This is a genomic window from Pseudomonas sp. NPDC090755 (assembly GCF_044769005.1).
In the GTDB taxonomy this organism is placed as follows: domain Bacteria; phylum Pseudomonadota; class Gammaproteobacteria; order Pseudomonadales; family Pseudomonadaceae; genus Aquipseudomonas.
In genome coordinates, this window is sequence record NZ_JBIVXC010000006.1 from 107,594 (window position 1) to 130,111 (window position 22,518).

14 protein-coding genes are annotated in these 22,518 nt (G+C 65.0%); 5 read left to right on the forward strand and 9 right to left on the reverse strand.

Annotated features, from left to right (window positions below; genetic code table 11):
- Positions 1 to 10 precede the first annotated feature (10 nt).
- Both treS and glgB read left to right on the forward strand, forming a co-directional pair.
- Positions 11 to 3,322: a maltose alpha-D-glucosyltransferase gene (gene treS / locus ACIQUS_RS11800; RefSeq protein ID WP_403047077.1), complete on the forward strand. Its 3,312-nt coding sequence runs from the start codon at positions 11 to 13 to the stop codon at positions 3,320 to 3,322.
- Positions 3,322 to 5,532, forward strand: a complete 2,211-nt coding sequence (gene glgB, locus ACIQUS_RS11805) for a 1,4-alpha-glucan branching protein GlgB (protein ID WP_403047080.1) — start codon at positions 3,322 to 3,324, stop codon at positions 5,530 to 5,532. The genes treS and glgB overlap by 1 nt, the downstream gene beginning before the upstream one ends.
- A gap of 69 nt (positions 5,533 to 5,601) precedes the next feature.
- On the opposite strand, the gene ACIQUS_RS11810 is transcribed toward glgB, so the two are convergent.
- The 8 genes from ACIQUS_RS11810 to glgA form a co-directional block, all read right to left on the reverse strand.
- Positions 5,602 to 6,684, reverse strand: a complete 1,083-nt coding sequence (locus tag ACIQUS_RS11810) for an autotransporter domain-containing protein (RefSeq protein ID WP_403047083.1) — start codon at positions 6,682 to 6,684, stop codon at positions 5,602 to 5,604.
- A gap of 311 nt (positions 6,685 to 6,995) precedes the next feature.
- Entirely contained in the window at positions 6,996 to 7,790 is a 795-nt protein-coding gene (locus tag ACIQUS_RS11815; protein WP_403047086.1) for an endonuclease/exonuclease/phosphatase family protein, read from the reverse strand.
- Positions 7,791 to 7,853: 63 nt separating this feature from the next.
- Entirely contained in the window at positions 7,854 to 9,998 is a 2,145-nt protein-coding gene (gene glgX / locus ACIQUS_RS11820) for a glycogen debranching protein GlgX (protein WP_403047088.1), read from the reverse strand.
- Between the two features lie 222 nt (positions 9,999 to 10,220).
- On the reverse strand, positions 10,221 to 10,463 hold the full coding sequence (locus tag ACIQUS_RS11825) for a DUF2934 domain-containing protein (RefSeq protein WP_403047091.1): 243 nt from the start codon (positions 10,461 to 10,463) through the stop codon (positions 10,221 to 10,223).
- Between the two features lie 18 nt (positions 10,464 to 10,481).
- Positions 10,482 to 13,250 (reverse strand): malto-oligosyltrehalose synthase, encoded by a 2,769-nt coding sequence (locus ACIQUS_RS11830; protein ID WP_403047094.1) that lies wholly within the window; start codon positions 13,248 to 13,250, stop codon positions 10,482 to 10,484.
- Positions 13,247 to 15,316, reverse strand: a complete 2,070-nt coding sequence (gene malQ / locus ACIQUS_RS11835; protein WP_403047097.1) for a 4-alpha-glucanotransferase — start codon at positions 15,314 to 15,316, stop codon at positions 13,247 to 13,249. Before malQ ends, ACIQUS_RS11830 begins: the two co-directional genes overlap by 4 nt.
- Positions 15,309 to 17,087, reverse strand: coding sequence for a malto-oligosyltrehalose trehalohydrolase (gene treZ / locus ACIQUS_RS11840; RefSeq protein WP_403047100.1), 1,779 nt, complete (start codon positions 17,085 to 17,087; stop codon positions 15,309 to 15,311). Before treZ ends, malQ begins: the two co-directional genes overlap by 8 nt.
- 16 nt (positions 17,088 to 17,103) lie before the next feature.
- Entirely contained in the window at positions 17,104 to 18,660 is a 1,557-nt protein-coding gene (gene glgA / locus ACIQUS_RS11845; protein ID WP_403047103.1) for a glycogen synthase GlgA, read from the reverse strand.
- 411 nt (positions 18,661 to 19,071) lie between these two features.
- Here glgA and ACIQUS_RS11850 point away from each other — a divergent pair, with 411 nt between their 5' ends.
- Positions 19,072 to 19,563: a GNAT family N-acetyltransferase gene (locus ACIQUS_RS11850; protein ID WP_403047106.1), complete on the forward strand. Its 492-nt coding sequence runs from the start codon at positions 19,072 to 19,074 to the stop codon at positions 19,561 to 19,563.
- A 13-nt stretch (positions 19,564 to 19,576) separates the two neighbouring features.
- On the opposite strand, the gene ACIQUS_RS11855 is transcribed toward ACIQUS_RS11850, so the two are convergent.
- Complete coding sequence (locus ACIQUS_RS11855) at positions 19,577 to 19,744, reverse strand: DUF6026 family protein (RefSeq protein WP_403047108.1); 168 nt, start codon at positions 19,742 to 19,744, stop codon at positions 19,577 to 19,579.
- A gap of 159 nt (positions 19,745 to 19,903) precedes the next feature.
- On the opposite strand from ACIQUS_RS11855, the gene gnd reads away from it, so the two are divergent.
- Positions 19,904 to 20,926, forward strand: a complete 1,023-nt coding sequence (gene gnd / locus ACIQUS_RS11860; RefSeq protein ID WP_403047420.1) for a phosphogluconate dehydrogenase (NAD(+)-dependent, decarboxylating) — start codon at positions 19,904 to 19,906, stop codon at positions 20,924 to 20,926.
- A complete protein-coding gene (gene zwf / locus ACIQUS_RS11865; RefSeq protein ID WP_403047110.1) occupies positions 20,923 to 22,425 on the forward strand; it encodes a glucose-6-phosphate dehydrogenase in 1,503 nt (500 codons plus the stop codon). The genes gnd and zwf overlap by 4 nt, the downstream gene beginning before the upstream one ends.
- Positions 22,426 to 22,518: the final 93 nt, after the last annotated feature.

Below are 22,518 nucleotides of genomic sequence, written 5' to 3' on the forward strand. Positions count from 1 at the left end.
GGAGTCGACCATGGCCAAGCGCAGCCGCCCGGCAGCCTTCATCGACGATCCGCTGTGGTACAAGGACGCGATCATCTACCAGGTGCACGTCAAATCCTTCTTCGATTCGAACAATGACGGCATCGGTGATTTTCCCGGCCTGATCGCCAAGCTCGACTACATTGCCGAACTTGGGGTCAACACCCTCTGGTTGCTGCCGTTCTACCCCTCGCCACGGCGCGACGACGGCTACGACATCGCCGAGTACAAGGCCGTGCACCCCGACTACGGCACCTTGGCCGATGTGAAGCGTTTTATCGCCCAGGCGCACCAGCGTGGCCTGCGGGTCATCACGGAGCTGGTCATCAATCACACCTCCGACCAGCACCCCTGGTTCCAGAAGGCCCGGCATGCCAAGCCCGGCAGCAAGGCCCGGGACTTCTATGTGTGGTCCGACAGCGACCAGAAGTACGACGGCACGCGGATCATCTTCCTCGACACCGAGAAGTCCAATTGGACCTGGGACCCGGTGGCCGGCCAGTACTTCTGGCACCGCTTCTACTCGCACCAGCCAGACCTCAATTTCGACAACCCGCAGGTGATGAAGGCGGTAATCGACGTGATGCGCTACTGGCTTGACCTGGGCGTCGATGGCTTGCGCCTGGATGCCATCCCCTACCTGATCGAACGTGACGGCACCAACAACGAGAACCTGCCCGAGACCCACCAGGTGCTCAAGCAGATTCGCGCTGAAATCGATGCCAACTACCCCGACCGCATGCTGCTGGCCGAAGCCAACCAGTGGCCGGAAGACACCCAGCTGTATTTCGGTGAAGGGCAGGGCGATGAGTGCCATATGGCCTTTCATTTTCCGCTGATGCCGCGGATGTACATGGCCGTGGCCCAGGAGGACCGCTTCCCGATCACCGACATCCTGCGCCAGACCCCGGAGATTCCCGCCAACTGCCAGTGGGCGATCTTTTTGCGCAACCACGACGAGCTGACCCTGGAGATGGTCACCGACCGCGAGCGCGACTACTTGTGGAACTACTACGCCGAAGACCGCCGGGCACGGATCAACCTCGGCATCCGCCGGCGCCTGGCGCCACTGTTGCAACGCGACCGGCGCCGGGTCGAGCTGCTCAGCAGCCTGCTGCTGTCGATGCCGGGCACGCCGACCCTGTACTACGGCGACGAGATCGGCATGGGCGACAACATCTACCTGGGCGACCGCGACGGGGTGCGCACGCCCATGCAGTGGTCGATCGACCGCAACGGCGGTTTCTCCCGCGCCGATCCGGCACGCCTGGTGCTGCCGCCGATCATGGACCCGCTGTACGGCTTCGCCTCGGTCAACGTCGAAGCCCAGGCGCACGATCCGCATTCGCTGCTGAACTGGAACCGCCGCCTGCTGGCGGTACGCAAGCAGCAGAAGGCCTTCGGCCGTGGCAGCCTGAAGATGCTGTCGCCAAGCAACCGCCGGATCCTGGCCTACCTGCGCGAGTACACCGGCCCTGACGGCGCTCATGAAATCATCCTCTGCGTGGCCAATGTCTCGCGTGCCGCCCAGGCAGCGGAACTCGACCTGTCGCAGTACGCCGACAGCGTGCCGGTGGAGATGCTCGGGGGCAGTGCCTTCCCGCCCATCGGCCAGTTGCCGTTCCTGCTGACGCTGCCCCCCTACGGGTTCTACTGGTTCCTGCTCGCGCCCCGGGACCAGATGCCCAGCTGGCATGTGGAGCCTGCGCAGAGCCTGCCCGAATTCACCACCCTGGTGCTGAAAAAACGCATGGAAGAGTTGCTGGACGCGCCTGCGCGCAACACCCTGCAAGACAGCATCCTGCCCCAGTACCTGCCCAAGCGCCGCTGGTTCGCCGGCAAGGACGCCGCTATCGACCAGGTGCGCATCGCCTACGGTGTGCGCTTCGGTGCGCCGACCAGTCCGGTATTGTGGAGCGAAATCGAGGTCGGCAGTGGCGAGCAGCACAGCCGCTATCAGTTGCCGTTCGGGCTGATCGGCGAAGAGCAGATCACCACGGCCGCGCCCCAGCAACTGGCACTGGCGCGGGTGCGGCGCGGGCGCCAGGTGGGCTTGATCACCGACGGCTTCGTGCTCGAAAGCTTCATTCGCGCGGTGCTCGCCGCCTGCCGCGACGGCGCCCGCCTGCCTTGCAGTGAAGGTGAACTGCGCTTCGAGGCCACCGCGCAGCTGGCCGCCCTGAACCTGGCGGACGATGCCCAGGTGCGCTACCTCTCGGCCGAGCAATCCAACAGCTCGGTGGTGGTCGGTGGCAGCCTGGTGCTCAAGTTGATTCGCCGGGTCAATCCCGGGGTGCATCCGGAACTGGAAATGAGTGCCTTCCTGACTGCTGCCGGCTTTGCCAATATCTCGCCGCTGCTGGGCTGGGTGAGCCGGGTGGATGCCCAGGGCCAATCCCACCTGCTGGCCATCGCCCAGGGCTACCTGAGCAACCAGGGCGACGCCTGGGACTGGACCCAGAACAACCTTGAACGTGCCATTCGCGACGAGCTTGAGCCCGGCGACCAAGCCCGCGATGCTCACACCGACGCCCTGCACGAGCTGGCCGGTTTCGCCGCGTTGCTGGGCCAGCGCCTGGGCGAAATGCACCTGCTGCTGGCCGCACCCAGCAAGGATCCGGCGTTTGCACCGAAACCGAGCAACGCCCGCGACTGCCAGTCTTTTGGCAAGCACATTGGTGCGCAACTGGACCGCGCCCTGGACCTGCTCGATGCGCACCGCGCCGAGCTTGACAGCGACAGCCAGGCCCTGGTCGATGACCTGCTGCAGCAACGCAAGGACCTGCTGGCCACGGTGACCGCCCTGAGCAAGCAGGTCCAGGGCGGGCTGTTGATGCGCGTGCACGGCGACCTGCACCTGGGCCAGGTGCTGGTGGTGCAGGGCGATGCCTACCTGATCGATTTCGAGGGCGAGCCGGCTCGGCCATTGCAGGAGCGTCGGGCCCGGCACAGCCCGTACAAGGATGTGAGCGGCGTTCTGCGATCTTTCGACTATGCTGCTGCCATGGTGCTGCGCAGTGCCTCCAGTGTCGACCTCTCGGACGTTGCCCTCAAGGCCCGTCAGCGCGTCGCCAGGCGTTATCTGCACCAGGCCCGACAAGCGTTTGTCGAGGCCTACGGGCTGGCCACCGCGGCCATGCCTCATGCCTGGGAACATGCCGACGGCGAGCGTGCGGCACTGGAACTGTTCAGCCTGGAAAAGGCCGCCTACGAAATCCTGTATGAAGCCGAGAACCGCCCAAGTTGGCTGGCCGTGCCTTTGCATGGCCTGCATGGCCTGATAAGTACCTGGGGAGAGAGCTGATGATTCAACGCAAGCGCGAGGAAGGTGGATTGGGGCCGCGTGACAGTGAGGCGCTGGTCAGGGCCGAGCATGCAGACCCGTTCGCCGTGCTCGGCCCGCACCCGGATGGTGCGGGCGGCCAGTTTGTCCGCGCCTATTTGCCCAATGCCCTGAGCGTTCAGGCGCTGGCCCGTGACGACGGGCGGGTGTTGGGGGAGCTGGAGCAAGAGCCGATACCGGGGCTGTTCATTGCCCATCTGCCGGAGCAGCAGCCTTACCTGCTACGCATCAGTTGGGCCGGGGGTGAGCAGCTCACCGAGGATCCCTACAGCTTTGGCCCGCTGCTGGGTGACATGGACCTGTACCTGTTTTCCGAAGGCAATCACCGCGATCTGGCCGGCAGCATGGGCGCACAGCCGGCGAAGGTCGAGGGCGTCGAGGGTGTGCGCTTTTCCGTATGGGCACCCAATGCCCGGCGGGTGTCGGTGGTGGGGGACTTCAACAATTGGGACGGCCGTCGTCACCCGATGCGTCTGCGCCACGCCTCCGGGGTCTGGGAACTGTTCGTGCCCCGTCTCGGTGCGGGCGAAGCCTACAAGTATGAAGTGCTGGGGCGTGACGGCATCCTGCCGCTCAAGGCCGACCCGCTGGCCCGTGCTACCGAACTGCCGCCCAGCACCGCCTCGCGGGTAGCCGGGGCCCTGGCCCACGACTGGCGGGACCAGCAATGGATGCAGGTGCGCGGCGAGCGCCAGGCGACCACGGCGCCCTTGTCGATCTATGAACTGCACGCCGGCTCCTGGCAGTGCGAGATGGACGACACCGGTGAAGTGGCACGCTTCTACAACTGGCGCGAACTGGCCGAGCGCCTGGTGCCCTACGTCCAGCAACTGGGCTTTACCCATATCGAGCTGATGCCGATCATGGAGCACCCGTTCGGCGGTTCCTGGGGCTACCAGCCGTTGTCGCTGTTCGCGCCCACTGCGCGCTACGGCTCGGCCGAAGACTTCGCCGCCTTCGTCGATGCCTGCCACCAGGCCTCGATCGGCGTGATCCTGGACTGGGTGCCGGCGCATTTCCCCACCGACACCCATGGCCTGGCGCGCTTCGACGGCACGGCGCTGTACGAATACGACAACCCCCTCGAAGGCTTCCACCAGGACTGGGACACGCTGATCTACAACCTGGGGCGCACCGAGGTGCACGGCTTCATGCTGGCCTCGGCCCTGCACTGGCTCAAGCACTTCCATATCGATGGCCTGCGCGTCGATGCCGTGGCGTCGATGCTGTACCGCGACTATTCGCGCAAGGACGGGGAGTGGGTGCCTAACCGCCATGGCGGCCGGGAGAACCTGGAGGCCATCGATTTTCTGCGCCACCTCAACGACGTGGTCGCCCTTGAGGCGCCCGGCGCCTTGATCATCGCCGAAGAGTCCACGGCCTGGCCCGGGGTCAGCCAGCCGACCCAGCAGGGCGGCCTGGGCTTTGCCTACAAGTGGAACATGGGCTGGATGCACGACACCCTGCATTACATCCAGAACGACCCGATCCACCGCACTTACCACCACAATGAAATGAGTTTCGGCCTGATCTATGCCTATTCCGAGCATTTCATCCTGCCGATCTCCCACGATGAAGTGGTGCATGGCAAGCACTCGCTGATCGACAAGATGCCGGGCGATCGCTGGCAGAAGTTCGCCAACCTGCGTGCCTACCTGACCTTCATGTGGACCCACCCGGGCAAGAAGCTGCTGTTCATGGGCTGCGAGTTCGGCCAGTGGCGCGAGTGGAACCATGACAGCGAACTGGACTGGTACCTGCTCAAGTACCCCGAGCACCTGGGGGTCCAGCGTCTGGTCGGCGACCTCAACCGCCTGTACCGCGAGGAGCCGGCGCTGTACGAGCAGGATTGCCAGTCCCAGGGCTTCCAGTGGCTGATCGGTGACGATGCGCACAACAGCGTCTACGCCTGGCTGCGCTGGAGCGCCAGTGGTCAGCCGATGCTGGTGGTGGCCAACTTCACCCCGGTGCCGCGCAAGGGCTATCGCATCGGTGTGCCCTTCGGCGAGCGCTGGGGCGAGGTGCTCAACAGCGATGCCGAGGGATACGCCGGTTCCAACTATGGAAACCTGGGAGAAGTCGCCAGCGAGGCCGTGGCCAGCCACGGCCAGCCGCTGTCGCTGGCTCTGAACCTGCCACCCTTGGGAGTGCTGATCCTGCGGCCGCAATAACCCCTATCGCGGGCGTTGCCCGCTCCCACAGGTGCCAGTGTGGGAGCGGGCAGCGCCCGCGATGGGGCATCACCAGCGGACCCGCACGCCCAGGTTGCCGACCAGGCCATTGAGGTCATTGTCATCGACATCGCTGCTGTAGTCGGCACTGACGAACAGCGCGACTTTCGGCGAGACCCGCGCGACCAGGCCCAGGCCCAGTTCCACGGTGGCCGAGTTGCGCCCGCTGCTGATCTTGTCGACCTTGTCCAGGCTCACGGTGTCAGTATTGGAGAAGTCATACCAGACGTTGGTGCGCACGAAGGGCTCGATGGGCATGCCGCGCACGTTGTAGCGCGCCGACAGTTTCGCCCCGACCCGGCCGGTCCAGTTCGGTTGCTGGTCGAACGCCTGCTGGGCGTCGGTCTGGGTCTGGCTGCCGGGGAAGTACTGTTGGTTGATCAACTGGGCCTGGGGCTCGATGGTCCAGGTTTCACCCAGGCTGATGGGGTAGCCACCCTCGACCGACAGGGTCAGGGCATGGCCGTTGCTGTCCAGGCGCTCACCGCTTTCGCTGCGGCCGTTGACGTCGAAGCGCGTACCGATGGCCACTGCATCCACGTGCCAGCCTTGCTCATGGGTCATGCTCCAGTACATGCCCAGGCTGTCGCCGGAGAGGTTGACGGTGGCTTTCTTGTCGTCGACCTGGGGTTTGCGCAGGCCGTCGAATCCACTTTGCAGGTTGCTGTGGCCGACGAAGAAACCAACGCGGTGAGTATTGCCGTCACTGGTTTCACGCACGAACAGATCCGGGCTGATTTGCAGGCTCTGGTTGGGCGCCTCCAGGCGCGAGGGTGCCGGTGCGCCGCTTTTCACCGGCGCCGGGAAGAACTGTGCCCACTGGCTGGCGATGTGGTCGGTGGCCGCCGGTGCATGGCGCTCGGCCATGCGGTCGGAAAACACACTCAGGGTGTTCAGGCCCAGGCCGCTGACGCCAACGGGAGCGAGCGAAAGTGTCGGCAGGGTCTGCGCCTGCGCTTGAACCAGGGTATTGAAAGGGTCGTTGTCCTCCAGGCCCAACGCTTGGGTTTCCACCGGGATTGCCAGCAGCAACGATGTGGAAATCGCGTAAAGGACATACTCAAAGCCCGCAGGAGTCGGAGTTTTTTTCATGGCGGAACTCCTCTGATTTAACAGCCAAGGATCTGGCCTGATGTCACGGGCTGTAAGGCAAAACCAGAGGGCGACCCAAACCAGCAAACCGGTCCCTTTCGCGCGCTGAAAGGCGCGAGCTAGAGGCTCGGAATGAATTCAAGCTAGTGCTGCATTACCTTTAGATAAGGAGAGCGGACGCTGCGCGTCAAGAAAGTGCTGAACAGCCGTTGTCAAGGGGCCTGAGGGTCCAATTGGCTGAAATTAAACAATTATTTACCTTCGATAGTGATGGTCGATCTTTCAGCGGTGATGGCTATTCCGAATCATTGCTAAAGCTGCACTTCCACCGCCAGCGGCAGATGATCGGAGAGGTGACTCCAGGGCTTGTTGCCGAGGATTTTCGGGGCGTGGCTGTTGGCATTGCGCAGGTAGATCCGGTCCAGGCGCAGCAGCGGCATACGCGCAGGATAGGTCCTGGCCAGCAGGCCATGATGGCGCTCGAACGCTTCGTGCAGGCCCCGGTGCAGGCCAAGGGTCCGGTTGCCGCGCAACTGCCAGTCATTGAAGTCACCGGCAATGATCACCGGTGCGTCAGCCGGCAACGAGTCCAGCAGCCGGCTCAGCAGATGCAACTGCTTCTGCCGGTGGCTTTCCAGCAGCGACAGGTGCACGCACACCGCGTGCACCTGATGCTGCCCGGGCACATCCAGTACGCAATGGAGCAGGCCGCGACGCTCGGGGCCGGTGATCGACACGTCCAGGTTGCGGTGTTCGATGATCGGAAACTTGGACAGCAGGGCGTTGCCATGATGGCCATCGGGGTAGACGGCATTGCGCCCGTAGGCGAAGTCGGTCCACATGCTGTCGGCCAGAAATTCGTACTGCGAGGTCTGCGGCCAGCCGGCAAAACGTGCGGCATGGCGGTCGTGGCTGCCGAGCACTTCCTGGAGAAAGACGATATCGGCCTGGGTGCTGCGCACCGCTTCGCGCAATTCAGGGAGAATGAAGCGCCGGTTGAAGGCAGTAAAGCCCTTGTGGGTGTTGACGGTCAGGACCCGCAGTCGCTGCACGGCGGGCGCCTCGCAGGTTTTTGCATGATGAGCCGAATCCGGTTCGAACTTCACGGTCCCTCCTGGTCAGCAAGCCTGATACATGAGACTGGCGCCTGGGGCGGCAGTTCCCTCTGATCAATTGTCGTCTTCGCGTTGCAGCTCCAGCAACATCAGTGAGCGTCCCGACACCTGGAGCAGGCTGTCGAATGGATGCCGCTCGCCCTTGCGCAATTGCGGGCGGTCGGTGTCGAGCAGGCAGTTCCAGTGCTCGCCTTCGGGCACTGCAGGCAGGGTAAAGGTGATGCCGTCGTGCTGGGCATTGACGATCAGCAGCAAGGTGGCGTCGGCGCCCGGTCGTGCAATGCCGCTGACCTGCGCGCGGCCATCCATCAACATGCCAAGGCTGCGGCCCTGGTTATCCTGCCATTGCTCGATGCTCATTTCGCCGCCATCCGCTGCCAGCCAAGTCACGTCCTTGACACCGATCGCTTCATTGTAGTCGCCGACCAGAAAGCGCGAGCGGCGTAGTATCGGGTACGCCAGGCGCAGCTTGGTCAGGCGCCTGACGAACTTGAGCAGGGCGGCGCCTTCATCATCCAGCGCCCAGTTGACCCAGCCGATCTCGCTGTCCTGGCAATAGGCATTGTTGTTGCCGTGCTGGGTGCGGCTGAACTCGTCGCCGGCGACGATCATCGGCGTGCCCTGGGCCAGCAGCAGGGTGGCGAAGAAATTGCGCATCTGGCGCAGGCGCAGGGCGTTGATCTCGGGGTCGTCGGTGGGGCCTTCGACACCGTGGTTCCAGGACAGGTTGTGGTTGCTGCCGTCCTGGTTGTTCTCGTCGTTGTCTTCGTTGTGCTTGTGGTTGTACGAGACCAGGTCGCGCAGGGTGAACCCGTCGTGGGCGGTGATGAAGTTCACCGAGGCATATGGCCTGCGCCCGCGGCGGTTGAACAGCTCACCGGAGGCGGTCATGCGTGCGGCAAAGTCGGCCAGTTGGCCTTCGTCGCCTTTCCAGAAGGCGCGCACGGTATCGCGAAAGCGATCGTTCCATTCGGCCCAGCCGGGGGCGAAGTTGCCCACCTGGTAGCCGCCGGGGCCACAGTCCCAGGGCTCGGCGATCAACTTGACCTGGCGCAGCAACGGGTCCTGGCGGCAGGCGACGAGGAAGCTGTGACGTTCGTCGAAGCCTTCGTGGTAACGGCCCAGGATGGTCGCAAGGTCAAAGCGAAAGCCGTCCACATGCATCTCGCCGGCCCAGTAGCGCAACGAGTCGGTGACCAGTTGCAGCACGCAGGGGTGGCTCAGGTCCAGGGTGTTGCCGGTGCCGGAGTCGTTGATGTAGAGGCGCTTGTCGTCCGGCATCAGGCGGTAGTAGGAGGCGTTGTCGATGCCGCGCATCGACAGGGTCGGGCCCCGTTCGTTGCCCTCGGCAGTGTGGTTGTAGACCACATCGAGGATCACCTCAAGGCCCGCATCGTGCAGGTGGGCGACCATCTCCTTGAACTCGGCGATCTTGCCGTTGGCCAGGTAGCGCGGGTGCGGGGCGAAGAAGGCGATGCTGTTGTAGCCCCAATAATTGTTGAGGCCTTTTTGCAGCAGGTGCTGGTCGTTGACGAAGGCGTGGATGGGCAGCAGTTCGATGGACGACACCCCCAATTGCTTGATGTGCTCGAGCAGCTCATCGCACATGAGCCCCGCAAAGGTGCCGCGGTTGGCCTCGGGTACGGCCGGGTGGCGCATGCTGATGCCGCGCACGTGGGCCTCGTAGAGGATGGTGCGCTCCCAGGGTATGGCCACGCGCTGGTCGCGGCCCCAGGTGTAGGCCGGGTCGATGACCTTGCACTTGGGCACGAAAGGGGCGCTGTCGCGCTCATCGAAGCTGAGGTCGCCGTCGGGGTGGCCGATGGTGTAGCCGAACAGCGCTTCGGACCACTTCAGGCTGCCCACCAGTTGTTTGGCGTAAGGGTCGATCAACAGCTTGTTGGGGTTGAAACGGTGGCCGTCCTGCGGCGCGTAGGGGCCGTGCACCCGGTAGCCGTAGATCAGGCCGGGGTGGGCGTCGGGCAGGTAGCCGTGGAATATTTCGTCGGTGTATTCGGGCAGTTCGATGCGTTCGAGCTCGACTTCACCGCTGGCATCGAACAGGCACAACTGCACCTTGGTGGCATGGGCCGAGAACAGCGCAAAGTTGACGCCCAGACCGTCCCAGGTGGCGCCCAGGGGGAAGGGCAGGCCTTCGCGGATGCGCGAAGGTTCGATGACGGGCGTTGGCTTGGGCATTGGGGCTCCCGGATTCGTCACTGGTGTGGACGGTGACCCTCTATGGGGGAACTGTCTTGCTTGCCTGATGATGTAGCCGCTGCCGCCAGGCTGCGATCGGTCGCGAAGCGACCGTAAAACCAGGCGACTTCAGTCTGTCAGATACAACGAGGTGACCGGGTTGCGACTGCTGCGCAGTCGATCGCAGCCTCGTTCCTCGGCAGCGGCTACGCCATTATGGCATCAGGCCACCGGCGGCTTTTTCGTCGCCCGTGGCTTTTTCGCGGCGGCAGGCTTTGGCGTGGCCGTTACCGGCGCCGTCGGCTTGGTCCTGGCCTTGCGCGGCGTCGCTTTTGGCGCCAGGGCCTCGGCTTCGGCGAGTTTGCGCGCCATGTCCCAGTGGCGGGACTCCTGGCCCTCGGGTTTGCCTTCAGATTCCCAAATCTGGTAGGCGAATTCGCGAATACGTTTTTCTTCGACACTCATCTCGACGCTCCTGATGGCTTAGGCATGATCAATCAACACGTTGACCGGGAACTCCTTGAGTACAGTGCTGAGCAACACCTCCTTAGAGGTTGTGACTACAGCGCTGGCAAAAAGTCCCGAACAGTTGGCAGGTGACAAGGCAAACGGCAATAGCAGCCGGGTATCGTCCCAGTTCTGTGCCGGGATCAAGGGAGTCGGGGTATCGCCAAGCAAGTGGCAGGCCAGGCGCGGGACGACGACAATCGCCCGTTCGCCGTCGTTTACCCGGGCAAACGCCAGGACCTGGCCTGCGTGCTTGCCCAGCACCGGCAAGGGCAGGTACTGGCCTTGGGCAAACAGCCCGGGGTACTGCTGGCGGCGTTGCAGCACCTGGCCGATCAGCGCCTGTTTGACCCGTCCGCTGCGCCAGTCCTGCAACAGCTGCGCCGTGCCGGTGCTGTCATCGAGCCCCTGGCGGCGGGCAGCGAAGTCCACGGCGCGGCGGTTGTCCGGATCGACCAGGCTCAGGTCCCAGTACTCGTTGCCCTGGTACAGGTCGGGCACTCCGGGGACGGTCATGCGCAGCAGGCACTGGGCCAGGCTGTTGAGGGCGCCGGCGCAGGCAATGGCGTGCGCCGCACTGGCCAGGGAGTGACGCAATTGCTGGTTTTGCATGTCCAGCAACAGGGCTTCGATGTAACCCAGGCACGCCTGCTCGAAGGCCTCGTTGGGGGCGCTCCAGCTGCTGCGCAGCTTGGCTTCGCGCAGGGCCTTGCGTTGCCAGTGCTGCAGGCGCTCGGCAAATGCCCGCAACGCCAGCGCGTCGCTTTCATCCAGGGTCATGGGCCAGCTGGCGACCAGGGTCTGGTACAGCATCCATTCCTCTTCCGGCGACGGCGCTATGCCGTCCGCCAGGGTGCTGCGCAGTGGCGTCGCCAGTTCACGCCAATGTTCGAAGCGGCTGGTCCACCATGAACTGCGCTCGCTCAGCACCGCCAGCCGGGCGCGGCTGTCCTCACCGCGTTTGTGATCGTGGGTGGCGGTGCACAGCAGGTTGTGAGGGAACCGGGCAAGGCGCTGCTGGCAGGCCTGATGAAACGCCTCGACCGGTGCGCTGAAACGCTCGGCGTCAAAACCCACGTCGTTGCGCGACAGCAGCAGGGCCGAGCGGTAGAAGGCGGTGTCTTCCACCGCTTTGGCCGCCGTCGGCGCGGTCAGTTGCTGAAAACGGATGCAGGCATGGCGCAGGTGCTTGCGTGCACGGCCCGGAGGCAGGCTGCGCCAGGGCTGGCCGCCCAGCCAGTGTTGCAGGTAGTCGAGCACCGGCCAGTCGCCTTCGCCCAGTTGTTGCCGGGCGGCGGCCATGGCCTGGCGGAAGAAGGGTTCGTCTTCTGCACGGCGACCGCAGGCCTGCAGGTAGGTGCGGTACACCGGGTAGTGCTCGACCAGCGCCTGCAGCGCCCGACGGATCGCGCCCAGGGTCAGGTCGCGGCTCATCAGGTCGTCCCGCGCCACTTGCCACAGGGCCTGGGCCACCGATTCGAAGTCACCGGCAAGGTTCCCGGTGAGCACGTGCCGGCGGGCCAGGACCACTTCCTCGGCAAAAGCCGGGCGCTCGCTCAGGGCGCTCCAGGCTTCGCCCAGCACCGCTTCGCCGGCCGGATCGTGCTGCAGCAGGCTGACCTGGTTCATGAATTCGTAGCCGGTGGTGCCGTCCACCCCCCAGTCGCGGTGAAGTTGTTCGCCCGCGCCGAGGATCTTCTCGACGTAGATCGGCAGGTGCTCCAGTGCCGCGTCGACCGGCCGGTCGGCCAGCAGCGCATCGACCCGCCGGCGCAGTTTGCGGCAATAGCCGCGGGGATCGGCAAGGCCGTCAATATGGTCGATGCGCAGGCCATCGACCAGGCCCTGGCGGATCAAGTCGAAGATTTTCTGGTGGGTGGCCTCGAACACATCGTTGCGCTCGACCCGCAGGCCGCCCAGTTCGTTGATATCGAAAAAACGCCGCCAGTTGATGTCATCGGCGGCGGTGCGCCAGCTGGCCAGGCGATAGGCCTGGTGTTCGAGCAGTTCGTGCAGGCGCTGGAAACCTGCCGGGGTCCGCCCGTCGAAGGCGTCGAGCAAGTCGTCGATCGCCACCTGTGCGGCCAGCGCCCTCAGTTCCTGCTTCAGGCCCAGTGCCTTGTCGGCCGCCTGGGTGGCGCTGTGCAGCGCGGCAAAGCGCATGCCCAGTGCCTGTACCTCGGTGTGCTCGCTCAGGCACAGGATGCGGCCGTAATCGGTCGGGCTGATGGGAAAACGGTGTTCATGGTGGCGGACATGGAAGCTGCCGTCGTGGGCGGCAAAGCACAACGGGATCTCGCCGGCCTGCAGCATGCCCCCGTAGTCACCGGTCAGGAATGGCAGCAGCAACTGGCCTTCGAGCAAGGGGTCACTGGAGTGCCACTGGACATCGAAGAAGCCGCCATAGCGGCTGCGCCGGCCCCAGGTCAGCAGGTCCTGCCACCAGGGATTGTCGCTGCCGACGGCCATGTGGTTGGAAACGATGTCGAGGATCAGGCCCATGCCGTGCTGGCGCAGCGCGGCGACCAGGCGCCGCAGCGCCGCTTCGCCGCCCAGTTCGGGGTTGATGCGGGTCGGGTCGACCACGTCATAGCCATGCAGCGAGCCCGGGCGGGCGCTGAGCAATGGCGAGGCGTACAGGTGGCTTATCCCCAGGCGGGCGAAGTAGGGCACCAGGGGCAACGCATCGTCCAGGGTGAAGCCGGCATGGAACTGCAGGCGCAGGGTGGCAGTCAGCGCGTTCATCGGTCGCGCTCCCAGGCCTGCTCCCGAGCCTGGGCCAGCAACTCCAGGCGGCGGGCGGCGTCGGTATCGTCGAGCAGCGCTGCTGCATCCACGGCAAAGCGTCGGCGCCAGTTGGGGTGACTGTCCACGGTGCCCGGCAGATTGGCTTGTTCGTCGATGCCCAGCAGGTCTTCCAGCGGCAGCAGCACCAGCGGCGCGCGGGTATGGCCGAGAAAACGCACGCAGCTATCGAGCATGGCTTCGTTGTCGGCCTGAACGCCGTAGTTTTCCTCAAGTGCGCGTTTGAGCCCCTGGCGTTCGTGTTGGCGGCTGTCACGCCAGTGCCGCTCGGTGATGCCGTCGATCAGCGCCAGGCGCAGGTTCCAGTCGATGTCGCGGGCTGCCAGCCAACCGGCCAGGGGGGGCAGGTCGTGGGTGCTGGAGGTGGCCAGGGCATCGTTTGGCCAGTCGAGGATGGGCTTGAACCGGCCGGGTGGATCCTGCTCGAACTGCAGCACGCGGATGCCGAGGATGGCCCGTTGCGCGAGTTTTTCACGCAGCCCTTCAGGCACGGTACCCAGGTCCTCGCCCAGGACAATGGCCTGGTGGCGCACCGATTCCAGGCACAGCAGACGCAGCAGATCGTCCAGCGGGTAGTTCAGGTAGGCGCCTTCAGTGGCATGTGCGCCCAGGGGGACCAGCCACAGGCGTTGCAGGCCCATGACATGGTCGATGCGCAGGCCGCCGGCATGGGCGAAACTGGCACGCAGCATTTCGATGAAGGCGCGGTAGCCATTGCGCCGCAGACCTTCGGGCGAGAAGGCGCAGATGCCCCAGTTCTGGCCCGAGCGATTGAGGACGTCAGGTGGAGCGCCGACGTTGAGCCCGGCCAGCAGTTCGTCCTGGCGGCTCCAGGCCTGGCTGCCGGCGCCATCGGCGCCTACCGCGAGGTCGGCGATCAGGCCGATGCCCATGCCGTTGCTGCGGGCCGCGTCCTGGGCGCGTTGCAGGCTGCGCTGGATCAGCCACTGGCAGAAGGCATGGAACTGGATCTGGCGCTGATGCTGGCGGGCGAAGGCTATCGTCTCTTCACTGTCCGGGTCGTGCCAGGCGCCGGGCCACTGTCGCCAGTCCTGGCCCAGGCCACTGGCCTGGGACTCACTGAGCATCACTTCAAAGCGGCAATGTTGCTCCAGGGGCTGGCCGGCCTGTTGACGGTAGCTGTCGAAGTCGGCGCGCAGCGGGTGTTCGCCCTCGATGAAATCCTCGAACAGAAACTGCAGCAACCGATAGCGCGCCGCCGCAGCCTCGGGCCAGTCGATCAACGGCGCGTGTTCCAGTTGTTGTAGCGTCTGCGCAAGGCCCAGGGCCTCGATCGCCACGCGTACGGCACGCTCACCCAGCAGCGTCACCGGGCTTGCATAGAGGCTGTTGAGGAACAGCCGGCTGGAGGGCGAGTAGGGGCTGTAGCGCCGGGTGTCGCTGGCGAACATGGCGTGCAGCGGGCTGATGGCCAGGGCGTCGGCGCCACGCTCGGCGGCGCTGCGGGCCAGTTGTTCCAGGGCCAGGCAATCGCCGAAGCCGCCATCACCGTCGCGGCGCAGGCTGTAGAGCTGCGCACTGATGCCCCAGCAGCGTGGCGTCGGGGTGTCCAGGGCATCACTGAGGCTGTAGCAGCGTGCCGGGGCGATCGCCAGGGTAAAGCTGCGGGTGTCGATCCGGACCCGGTGGTAGCCGATCGGCAGGCCGGGGGGGAGGGCGCCCCGGGCATCGAGTTGCAGCTGTTGTTCACTGCCATCTTCCAGGCGTACCTGGCAGGAGCTGTCGGCGGTGAAGAACATGGACAGGTCCAGGGCCTGTCCCACATCGCTGGTGAACAGCGGCGGCAGGTGCCGGGCATCGTGGCTGGTCTTGAGTGCCTGCAGGCTGGCGGCGATGGCCGCCGGGTCGTCAGCCGGATGACCGAGCCCGTTCAATACAGCGCGCAGGGCAGTATCCTGGACCCGTTGCGGGCGACCGTTGGCATCGATCCAGTCAACGGCAATGCCCGCCAGCTCCGCCAGTTGCTGCAGCTGTGGGTCAGTCATGGGCAGTCTCCGGCAGGTGGTTGGGCAGCAGGCTGACCAGGGTCGAGTACGGAGGCAGTCGATCGCCGGATAATGGCTGGTCGGCGCACAGGTAGAGCTGCGCCGAGGTCGGAGGCAGTGCGCAGGGCACCGCTGTCGACGCAAGGTTCAGGTCGATGCGCAGCTCCATGCCGTCGGCCAGGCGCCAGCGGGCGGTCAGGGCCTTGTCACCGATCACGTCGGCGCCCAGGGCCTGGCAACCCGGCAACCGGCCGACCAGGTGTCGCTGGCGCAGGTCCAGCAACTGGCGGTAGAACGCCGGCCAGGTTTGCTGCGGGGCCTGCGGCGCTCGTGGGCGTGAGGCCGAGTAGGTGTCCAGGTCGTTGGGATCGGGAATCGCCGCCCGCCGCCGCGGATCGGCGAAGGCGTCGAATTGTGCGAACTCGGCCCGGCGTCCTTCGCGCACGGCATCGGCCAGCGCGTCGTGGTGGTCGGTGAAGTACAGGAACGGCTGCTCGCAGCCTTCTTCCTCGCCCATGAACAGCAGCGGGATGGTCGGCGACAGCAGCATCAGGGTGGCGGCGGCGCGCAGGGCCTGGGGCGGGCACAGGCGGATCAGCCGTTCGCCCAGGGCGCGATTGCCGACCTGGTCATGGTTCTGCAGGAATAGCACGAAAGCGCTGGGCGGCAGATGGCCGCTGGGTTCGCCGCGGGGCCGGCCATGGCGGTCGTTTTCGCCCTGGAAGGCAAAACCCTGGCTCAGGCAGCGGGCCAGTTTGTGTATGGCGTCGTGGCGATAGTCGGCGTAGTAGCCTTGCGCTTCGCCGGTCAGCAATACATGCAGGGCGTTGTGGCCATCGTCGTTCCACTGTGCATCGAAGCCATCGATGAGCAGGCTCGCCTGGTTGTGCTCGTTCTCCAGCACCAGCCATACCTGGCGCCCGGGCGCCAGCGACTGGCGAACCCTTCGGCTCAATGCACCAAGAAAGTGCGGGTCGTCGATGGCATGCACCGCATCCAGGCGCAGGCCGTCGAAACGGTAGTGGTGCAGCCACATCAGCGCGTTTTCGATGAAGTAATCCGCGACTTCGCCGCGACTGAAGTCGATGGCCGCGCCCCAGGGGGTAGGGCGGTCCTGGCGGAAGAACGCGCTGGCGTACTGGCCCAGGTAGTTGCCGTCGGGACCGAAGTGGTTGTAGACCACATCCAGCACCACCATCAGGCCAAGGCCGTGGGCCTGGTCGATCAATCGGCAGAGTTGCTCCGGGGTGCCATAGCTGTGCTGGGGGGCGAAGGGCAGGACGCCGTCGTAGCCCCAGTTGCGCTCGCCGGGGAACTGTCCCAGGGGCATCAGTTCGATGGCGGTCACGCCCAGTGCCGCGAGCCGTGGCAACTGTTCGGCGACCTGCGCGTAGCCGCCCATGAGGCCGACATGCAGCTCGTAGATCACCGCCTCGTGCCAGGGCCGGCCTTGCCAGTGGGGGTGCTGCCAGCGGTAGGCCCAGGGATCGACGAGCTGGCTGGGTCCGTGCACGCCTTCGGGTTGGTAGCGCGAGGCCGGGTCGGGCACCGCTGGCCTGCCGTCGATTCGGTAGCCATAGCGGCTACCGGCGACCGCGGGCAGGCTGGCGCTGAACCAGCCGTGCTCGCCACGGGCCAGGGCCACGCGCCGGTCAGGCTCCAGGCACAGCTCGACGCTGCGGGCATCGGGTGCCCACAGCGCAAAGCGTGCAGTGTGGCTGTCGAGCATCACGGCCCCGTGGGTCGCGAGCCGGTCTGACCTCAAGGGCATACCTGCCACCTCGTCCTCAGCGGCTCACGTGGGCGCGCTCGACCAGTTCCTCGTACAAGCGAGCATAGGGTTCCACCGCCTGGCACCAGTTGAACGGCTGGGTCATGGCCAGGCAGCGCATGGCGCCCAGCAGGTCCGGCTTGCCGTAGACATAGAAGGCCCGGCAGAGTGCCTCGCGGTAGCTGTCGACGGTGGATTCGTCGAACAGAAAGCCGGTGACACCGTTTTCGATGGTGTCGGCCAGCCCCCCGGTGTTGCGCGCCACCGGCAGCGAGCCGAAACGCTGGGCGTACATCTGGCTCAGGCCGCAAGGCTCGTAGCGCGACGGCATCAGCAGGAAATCGCTGCCGGCGAACATGCGCCGGGCATCGGTTTCGTTGAAGCCGATACGTACACCGACCTGACCGGGGTAACGCAGGGCCAGTTCACGCATGGCCTGTTCTTCCTCAGGTTCCCCCCGACCGATGATCGCGATCTGGCCGCCCTGGCTGACGATGTAGTCGGCCACTCCCAGGGTGAGGTCCAGGCCTTTCTGGTAGACCAGCCGCGAGACCACCGCGAACAACGGCCCGGTCGAAGGCTTGAGGTCGAACAGTTCACGGACCTGGCGGGTGTTCTGCGCCTTGCCGTCCCAGTCGTTGAGGCTGAAGGGATGGGCCAGGTGCGGGTCGCTGGCCGAGTCCCAGCTTTCGTCGATGCCGTTGGGAATGCCGCTGAGCAGGCCCTGCTGGGCCTTGCTGCCGAGGAAACCATCGAGGCCGCAGCCAAAGTCCGGGGTGGTGATTTCCCGGGCATAGGTGGCACTGACCGTGGTGATGTGGTTGGAGTAGGCCAGGCCGGCCTTGAGGAACGACAGCTTGCCGTAGAACTCCATGCCTTCCTGCTGCAGGGCATGATCGGGGATTGCCAGTTCCGGGCAGCAGGCGCGGCTGACCACGCCTTGATAGGCCAGGTTATGGATGGTGAACAGGGTCGGGGTGCTCAGGCCGCGCCAGTGCATGTAGGCCGGGGCCAGCCCGGCAGGCCAGTCGTGGGCGTGCACCAGATCGGGCTTCCAGTGCACCATGCCCAAGCCTGCGGCGATCTCGGCGGCCGCCAGGCCCAGGCGGGCGAAGCGGATATGGTTGTCCGGCCAGTCGCGACCGTTGTTGGCACCATAGGGCGTGCCTTCACGCTGGTACAGCTCCGGGCAGATCAGTACATAGATGACCAGGCCGTCGGCCAGGTCCATGCGCCCGATCTTGCACGGCGGCAACGCCGCATGCCCACCCAGTTCCCCCACCAGGTGAATCGGGTTGTCGCTTTCCAGCACCTGCGGGTAACCGGGGATCAGCACCCGTACGTCATGCAAGTGGCGGATCGCCCGCGGCAAGGCGGCGGAGACGTCGCCCAGGCCGCCGGTCTTGACCAGATCGGCGATTTCCGAGGTCACGAACAGGACCTTGCGTTTATGTGGAGTGTGCCGGGAATCGGCGCCGGGTGCCCTGGCTGTCGTGTTGAAGTCCGTGATCACGGGGTCACGGTTGTCCGAGGTAAACTGCTCTACGTTGGGTTCGACAGCGGCACTGATCATACTTCTCTCCGTCCCTATGTGGCGGGTGTGCTCACCCGCTGTTGTGTGTGCTGAAGGCATCTCTCTGTGTATGAGGTGTGTAGTGCGTTCCCTGCCCCGAAAACTTACGCGCAAGCGCTATGCCAAACGGCGTTGCTACCGAAAGCGTACTGACGAAAGGGGTTTTGGACCGCGCCTGGATGTCCAGTAGCGGTGGCCTCCTAAAATTGCTGACCTGTTGCAATTGCGGAAAGTTCGACTTTTTTGAGGGCGAATTTTCCAGGCAATCCCGGGGCCGCTACTGAGTGTAGGAGAGAAGTCGGAAAAGTGTGACCCATTGGTCACTTTACTTTGCTGCGATGCCATGCCGTACAATTGGCCATCCGCGCCGACACCGCGCGGGCAGCCATTTTTCTAGCGATGGGTACGACAATGGATGTTGAAAAAATCCTGGTGCTGCAAGCCAGCTACAGCAACCCGATGCACGCCGAGGCCATCGGCCTGGTGCTCGATCACTATGCCCGCGATCCCATGGGCGGTGGCCAGGCGCTGGACCCGCAGTTGCTGGCGCAGTTGCCGCAGGAACTGGCCAAGCGGCCCCATGCCTTCAGCGTGCTGGCCTTTGTCGATGGCCAGCCGGCCGGCTTGGTCAATTGCTTTGAAGGGTTCTCCACCTTTGCCTGCCGGCCACTGGTGAACATCCATGACGTGTCGGTGGTGCCGGCTCATCGCGGCAAGGGCCTGAGCCACAAGATGCTGGCCAAGGTCGAGGAAATCGCCCGCCAACGCGGCTGCTGCAAATTGACCCTGGAAGTGCTCGAAGGCAACCCCGCAGCCCAGGGCAGCTACCGCTCGTTCGGCTTCGAGCATGCCTGCTTCGACCCGACCCATGGTGCCATGCAGTTCTGGAGCAAGGCGCTCTAGGCCGACTGGGGGCTCAGGTGAGGGCGGGTTTGTCGCTCGCCTGGGCCTGCTGCAATTGCAGGTTCAGGGCGGCCACTTGTTGCCGGAGCCGATCGCGCTCATCACGCAGCTGTTGCAATTCGTCCCGGCGAACCGTCACGTAGAGGGTCTGTGGCGGCATCTTCGGTAGCAGGGTTCCCATTGCACACCTCGCAAATGGTGGGTCGTAGTGACAAGCGTAGCGGCTTGATCCGGCGGCGATTCTGAATTCTTTTTTCTGTCATGGGAACTTTTTTGTTTCTGGCTGTCCCGCCGCCTGTCGTTGAACCACGGGCGCGCGGGCTGGACTAACCTTGAAGGCCTGAACGGGCGGTTTTTATCTGATTGGGAGCATCGGCACATGCAACTGGGAATCGTGGGGCTGGGCCGCATGGGCGGCAATATCGCAAGGCGCTTGATGCGCGGCGGCCATCGTATGGTGGTCCACGATCGGGACCGCAAGGCGGTGGAAACCCTGGTGGCCGAAGGCGCCAATGGCGCCCATGACCTCGGCGCCCTGGTGGCCAAGCTGGAAAAGCCACGGGCGGTCTGGGTGATGCTGCCGGCGGGTGAGCCCACCGAGCAGACCATCGCGCAACTGGCCGACCTGCTGGACGCCGACGACGTGATCATCGATGGCGGCAACACCTTCTACAAGGACGACATCCGCCGAGCCGCGGAGCTGGCCGGGCGCCAGTTGCATTATGTGGATGTCGGCACCTCGGGTGGCGTCTGGGGCCTGGAGCGTGGCTACTGCATGATGATCGGCGGTGAAAAGGCCGTGGTCGAGCGCCTTGATCCGTTGTTCGCCACCCTGGCCCCGGGGGTTGGCAACATTCCCCGTACCCGCGGGCGCCAGGGGCCGGCCGGTCGTGCCGAGCAGGGGTATATCCATGCCGGTCCCGCCGGGGCGGGGCACTACGTGAAGATGATCCACAACGGTATCGAGTACGGCCTGATGCAGGCCTACGCCGAAGGCTTCGACATTCTCAAGAGCAAGGGCAGCGAGGCCTTGCCGGCGGATCAGCGCTTTGACCTGGACCTGGCCGAGATCGCCGAAGTCTGGCGCCGTGGCAGTGTGGTCACCTCCTGGCTGCTGGACCTCACCGCCGACGCCTTGGTGGCCGATCCACAACTGGGCGGCTACAGCGGCTCGGTGGCTGACAGCGGCGAAGGGCGCTGGACCATCGATGCTGCGGTCGAGCAGGCGGTGCCGGTGCCGGTGCTGTCGAGTGCACTGTTCGCGCGCTTCCGTTCGCGCCAGCAGCAGGGTACCTACGCCGACCGGATGCTCTCGGCGATGCGCTTCGGTTTTGGTGGCCATGTCGAGAAAAAAGCCGAATGAGCAGTGCACAGATCGAAGCCGCACCACCTTGCAACCTGTTCCTCTTCGGCGCCAACGGCGACCTGGTCAAACGCCTGTTGACGCCAGCGCTGTACAACCTCAGTCGCGACCGCTTGCTGGATAAAAACCTGCGCATCATCGGCGTCGACCACAACCCGGCCAGCGACAGCGAGTTTGCCGAACGCCTGCACGCCTTCATGCGCGAGCGCGACAAGGCCAGCAGCGATGCCGGCAAGTGCCTGGACGACAAAGCCTGGGGCCGGCTAGCCACGCGAATCGGCTACCTGACCGGCGACTTTCTCGACGAGGCCACCTACCAGGCCATTGCCCGGCGGATCGAAAAGAACCCCAGTGACAACGCGGTGTTCTACCTGGCCACCTCGCCACGGTTTTTCGGCGAAGTGGTGCAACGCCTGGGCGCCGCCGGCTTGCTCGATGAATCCAATGGCTTTCGCCGGGTGGTGGTGGAAAAGCCTTTCGGCTCCGACCTTGCCAGTGCCGAAGCGCTCAATGCCTGCCTGCTCAAGGTGATGAGCGAAAAGCAGATCTACCGCATCGATCATTACCTGGGCAAGGAAACGGTGCAGAACATCCTGGTCAGCCGTTTTTCCAATGGCCTGTTCGAGGCCTTCTGGAACAATCACTACATCGACCACGTGCAGATCACCGCTGCCGAGACCGTTGGCGTGGAAAGCCGAGGGGCGTTCTACGACAGCACCGGTGCCCTGCGCGACATGGTCCCCAACCACCTGTTCCAGCTGCTGGCCATGGTCGCCATGGAGCCGCCGGCGGCGTTCGGGGCCGATGCGGTGCGCAGTGAAAAGGCCAAGGTGATCGGTGCCATCCGTCCCTGGTCGAAGAACATGGCCCTGAAAAACTCGGTGCGCGGCCAGTACACCGCGGGCAAACAGGGGCGCAAGAAACTGCCCGGTTATCGTCAAGAGCCCCGGGTCGCCCCCGACAGCCAGACCGAAACCTACGTGGCCCTGAAGGTGATGATCGACAACTGGCGTTGGGTCGGGGTGCCGTTCTACCTGCGCACCGGCAAGCGCATGAGCGTGCGCGATACCGAGATCGCCATCTGCTTCAAGCCGGCGCCTTACGCGCAGTTTCGCGACACCGAGGTGGACAAGCTCAAGCCCAACTACCTGAAGATCCAGATCCAGCCCAACGAGGGCATGTGGTTCGACCTGCAGGCCAAGCGGCCTGGGCCGGCGCTGGCCATGGAGAACGTCGAGCTGGGGTTCGCCTACAAGGATTTCTTCAAGATGCAGCCCTCCACCGGCTACGAGACGCTGATCTATGACTGCCTGACGGGCGACCAGACCCTGTTCCAGCGGGCCGACAACATCGAGAACGGCTGGCGGGCGGTGCAGCCGTTCCTCGATGCCTGGAAGGACGGGGGGGAGGTTCAGCCGTACGCCGCGGGTGACAACGGACCAGCAGCGGCCGATGAGTTGCTGGCGCGGGACCACAGGGTCTGGCACAGCATCGGTTGAACGCCATCGCGGGGGGGGGGGCGGGGGGGGGGGGGGGGGGGGGGGGGGCGGGGGGGGGGGGCGGGGGGGGGGGGGGGGGGGGGCGGCGCGGGG